The following is a 3,555-nucleotide window of genomic DNA, read 5'->3' on the forward strand; positions in this document are numbered from 1 at the left end:
GCCGGGCGCCCCGGGCCTCGAGCGGGGTCCCGCGGCGCTGCGGGACCCCGCTCGAGGCCCGGCCAGTGCGCCGCCCGGCTGGACGGCACCCCGAGCACCCCCCAGTGCCGGGCGCGCGCCTGCGTCATGGCACGACCGTAGGGGCCGGCGTCGCGGCCCGCCGGGCGGCCGGCTCCGGGCGGACGCGCGCCCCGGGGCGGTGTCAGCCGAGCAGGTCGAGCACCGCGCCCGAGCGGATGCGCGCGAAGTCCGCCAGGGCGACGTCGGCGAGCGAGCCGGTCCGGTTCAGCCCCGCGATGTCGGGCAGCTCGCGGAACACCTCGACCGCGAGCACGCGCGCGCCGGACGCGACGCCGGACGTGATGCCCGCCGGCGAGTCCTCGACCACGACGCAGTCGGCGACGTCCACGCCCAGCCGCTCGGCGGCGAGCAGGTAGGGCTGCGGGTCGGGCTTGGGCCGGTCGACCTCGTCGCCCGCGACGACCGTCGCGAACACGCCCGCGACCCGGGCGAACGGCTCGGCCAGCTCCCGGTACGACGACGTCACCAGGGCCTGCGGCACCCCGGCCTCCGCCAGCGCCGCGAGCAGCTCGCGGCCGCCCGGCTGCCACGGCGTGTCCTGCGCGACCGCCGCGGCGACGCGCTTGTTGAGGAAGTCGACGATCTCGTCCACGGACAGGCCGACACCCCGGCCCTGCAGGATCTCGCCCGAGACCTTCATCGGGTTGCCGACGAGCGTGAGCCCGTCCTCGTGCGTCCAGGTGCCACCCCAGGACTCGACGAGCTCGGTCTCGGCGGCCATCCAGAGCGGCTCGGTGTTCACGAGCGTGCCGTCCATGTCCCACAGGACCGCCGCGGGGAGCGGGAGCGCGTCGTCTGAACGGTCATGGCTCTGACCAGCGAAAACGTCCTCGGAACGGAGGGACAAGGGTGATCTCCAAGCGTCGTCGTGCAACGAGTCGTGCACCACCCGACCCTAACCGCACCGGCGTCGGAGAGCGGAACGGCCCCCGGTCGGGCACGCGCATCGTGGGCGGGGCCGGCTTCCGTCCGCAGGAGCGGGCGCGCGACGTCCTTCGCGAACAGCCCGTGCTCGCTGCGGGCGGCGGCTCGGGGCGCCCTTGCCCCATGCCCCTGACCCGCGCGATCATCCGCGCATGACGACGGTGTCCGCGAGAAGGACCAGTGCATGGGCCGCTGCGATGCTGCTCCTGCTGGCTGCCTGCACCGGCGGCTCCGACGCTGCTGCGCCGACGCCGACGCCGACTCGGGTCGCACCGGGTGGCTCGGGCACCGTCGAGCTCGACGACCGCACGTTCACCCTCGACGTCCCCTCCCGCTATGACGCCACCGACCCTGCGCCCCTGATCGTGTCGCTGCACGGCTACTCGGAGGTCGGGGTGAGCACGGCCACCTACCTCGGCCTGCGGGAGGAGTCCGAGGAGAAGGGCTACCTGCTCGCCTACCCGGAGGGCCTCGTCGACAGGGCGGGCAAGCAGTACTGGAACGCGACGGCCGCCTGCTGCTCCTTCGACGGTGTCGACCCCGACGACGACGGCTTCCTGACCAGCGTCATCGAGACGGTCCAGGCGCAGTACGCGGTGGACCCGGGGCGGGTCTTCGTCATCGGGCACTCGAACGGCGCGTTCATGGCGCTGCGCATGGCGTGCAACCACCCGGACCTGATCGCTGCGGCCGTGTCGGTCGCCGGTGCGAACGACGCCGATCCGTCGACGTGCACCCCGGGCCAGCCCGTCAGCGTCCTGCAGGTGCAGGCCGACACCGACGAGGTCATCAGCTACGAGGGCGGCAGCGTCGGCCCGGGGGCGCGCTATCCGGGGGCTGAGCAGACGGTCGCGGATTGGCGAGCGATCGACGAGTGCGACGCCGGCGCGACCCCAGGCACCGCGGACTACGACTCGACGCTTGCCGGCCCCGAGACCGTGACGACCAGCTGGTCCTGTTCCCACGGCACCGAGGTCGCCCTGTGGACGATCGTGGGCGGCAAGCACGGCCCGACGTGGTCGGACGCGTTCGCCCCTGACGTGACCGCCTGGATGCTGGCGCACGGGAAGGCCTGACGTCGGGCGTCGGCCGGCCTGAAGGAGCGAGGCTGTCACCCGGAACTCGGTCGCTGCGGACGACGCGGGTGGAAGCGGCTGAACGCGCGCCCGACCACGGTGCCCGAGCGCTACTCCCCGACCTGCCCGTCCACCGCCTCGCGCAGCAGGTCCGCGTGCCCGTTGTGCCGGGCGTACTCCTCGATCAGGTGGGTGAGGATCCACCGCAGGCTCGGGGTGCGTCCGTCGGGCCACGCCCGCTGCGCGGGGGCGTCCGGGCCGCCCGCCGCGAGGGCCGCCGCGACGTCGGCGCGCGAGCGCTCCACCGCCGCGAGCCACAGCGCGCGCAGGTCGTCCGGGGCGTCGTCGGCAGCGGAGTGCCACTCCCAGTCCCGGTCGGCGGCCCAGTCGACCGAGGCCCACGGCTCGGCCCGGTCCCGGCCGTGCAGCACGCGGGAGAACCAGTCGTCCTCGACGTACGCGAGGTGCTTGAGCAGGCCGCCGAGCGTCATGGTCGACGACCCGACCGTCGCCGCCAGCCCGGCGGCGTCGAGACCACGGGTCTTCCACTCGAGCGTCGCCCGGTGGAAGTCCAGGAAGCCGAGCAGGGTCTGCACCTCGTCACCGTCCGGCGCCGGCTCGGGGCGGCCCTGCTCGTCGACGCCCGGGGCGTCCCCGGTGACCGGCTCCGCGGGCACGTCGAGCTCGCGGGCCGCGGCTGAGATCCGGCGGGCGAGGTCCAGGTCCCGGTCGCTGAGCCCGGCGACGTCGTGGGACACCAGCCGCACCGCGACGGTGCCGTACCGCAGGTCGACGTCCGGGTGGTGGTCGACCGCGTCGGCCAGCTCGCCGATCGCGTCGACGAGCTCCACGCCCGCCGCGAACGACCCCGTGCGGAACCGCGCGTGCGCGCCGTCCGGCCCGACCCGCCAGTCCGCCACCCCGTCGGCCGCCCGGAACTGCTCCGCCGTGATCAGCTCACCCATGCCGCTCACGGTAGCCGGGCGCGTCGCCGGTGCACCTCGGCCGGTGACCCGGGAGCATGGCCCCGTGCCCTCCTCCGGACCCCGCCGCCCGTCCCGCCTGCTCGTCGCCCACGCCGTGGCCGCCGCCCTCGTCACGGTGCTGCTCGTCGTGCTCGCCGCCCAGCCCACCGAGGACGCGAACATCGGGGCCGGGCTCGCGCTGCTCGCGACGCTCCCGTTCGGCCTGCCGTGGACGCTCGGGCTGCTGCTCGCACCCGCGACCTGGCCGGCCGCCGCCGTCGTCGCCGTCGCGATCGGGTGCGCGTGGCTGAACGTCGGCCTGCACGCGCTGCTCCGGGTGCACCTGCGGCGTCGGGCCGCCGCCCGGGCCGCCGGGGCGACGACGGGTCGGGCCGCCGCGGCGTGAGCTCCGCGGTCCGGGACCTCGTCGTCCGGTACGGCGACCGGACCGTGTCCGCCGTGCCGGCCCTCGACGTGCGCCCCGGCCAGTGCGTGGCCGTCGTCGGCGA

General features: G+C 75.5%; 4 protein-coding genes. 2 read left to right on the forward strand and 2 right to left on the reverse strand.

Translation table 11 applies throughout. The features are described from left to right. Positions 1-202 precede the first annotated feature (202 nt). A complete protein-coding gene (locus FA014_RS18760) occupies positions 203-970 on the reverse strand; it encodes an HAD family hydrolase (protein WP_328288224.1) in 768 nt (255 codons plus the stop codon). 232 nt (positions 971-1,202) lie between these two features. Between FA014_RS18760 and FA014_RS18765 the strand changes: the two genes are divergently transcribed. Next, the gene (locus tag FA014_RS18765) at positions 1,203-2,081 is read left to right on the forward strand and encodes an alpha/beta hydrolase family esterase (protein ID WP_195969380.1); all 879 of its coding nucleotides are present in this window, start codon (positions 1,203-1,205) and stop codon (positions 2,079-2,081) included. 110 nt (positions 2,082-2,191) lie between these two features. On the opposite strand, the gene FA014_RS21035 is transcribed toward FA014_RS18765, so the two are convergent. Beyond that, positions 2,192-3,046 (reverse strand): DinB family protein, encoded by an 855-nt coding sequence (locus tag FA014_RS21035; protein WP_154731131.1) that lies wholly within the window; start codon positions 3,044-3,046, stop codon positions 2,192-2,194. 64 nt (positions 3,047-3,110) lie between these two features. Between FA014_RS21035 and FA014_RS18775 the strand changes: the two genes are divergently transcribed. Continuing rightward, positions 3,111-3,452 carry a hypothetical protein gene (locus FA014_RS18775; protein ID WP_154731132.1) on the forward strand — a complete coding sequence of 114 codons (342 nt, stop codon included), beginning with the start codon at positions 3,111-3,113 and terminating at the stop codon, positions 3,450-3,452. The last annotated feature ends 103 nt before the right edge of the window (positions 3,453-3,555 follow it).

The sequence above is a fragment of the Cellulomonas hominis genome (genome assembly GCF_005239125.1).
In the GTDB taxonomy this organism is placed as follows: domain Bacteria; phylum Actinomycetota; class Actinomycetes; order Actinomycetales; family Cellulomonadaceae; genus Cellulomonas; species Cellulomonas hominis_A.

Bases quoted from the DNA above. Each gene is read 5' to 3' on its own strand.
- FA014_RS18765 (WP_195969380.1), top strand. From the start codon at position 1,203: ATGCTGCTCCTGCTGGCTGCCTGCACCGGCGGCTCCGACGCTGCTGCG.
- FA014_RS21035 (WP_154731131.1), bottom strand. From the start codon at position 3,046: ATGGGTGAGCTGATCACGGCGGAGCAGTTCCGGGCGGCCGACGGGGTG.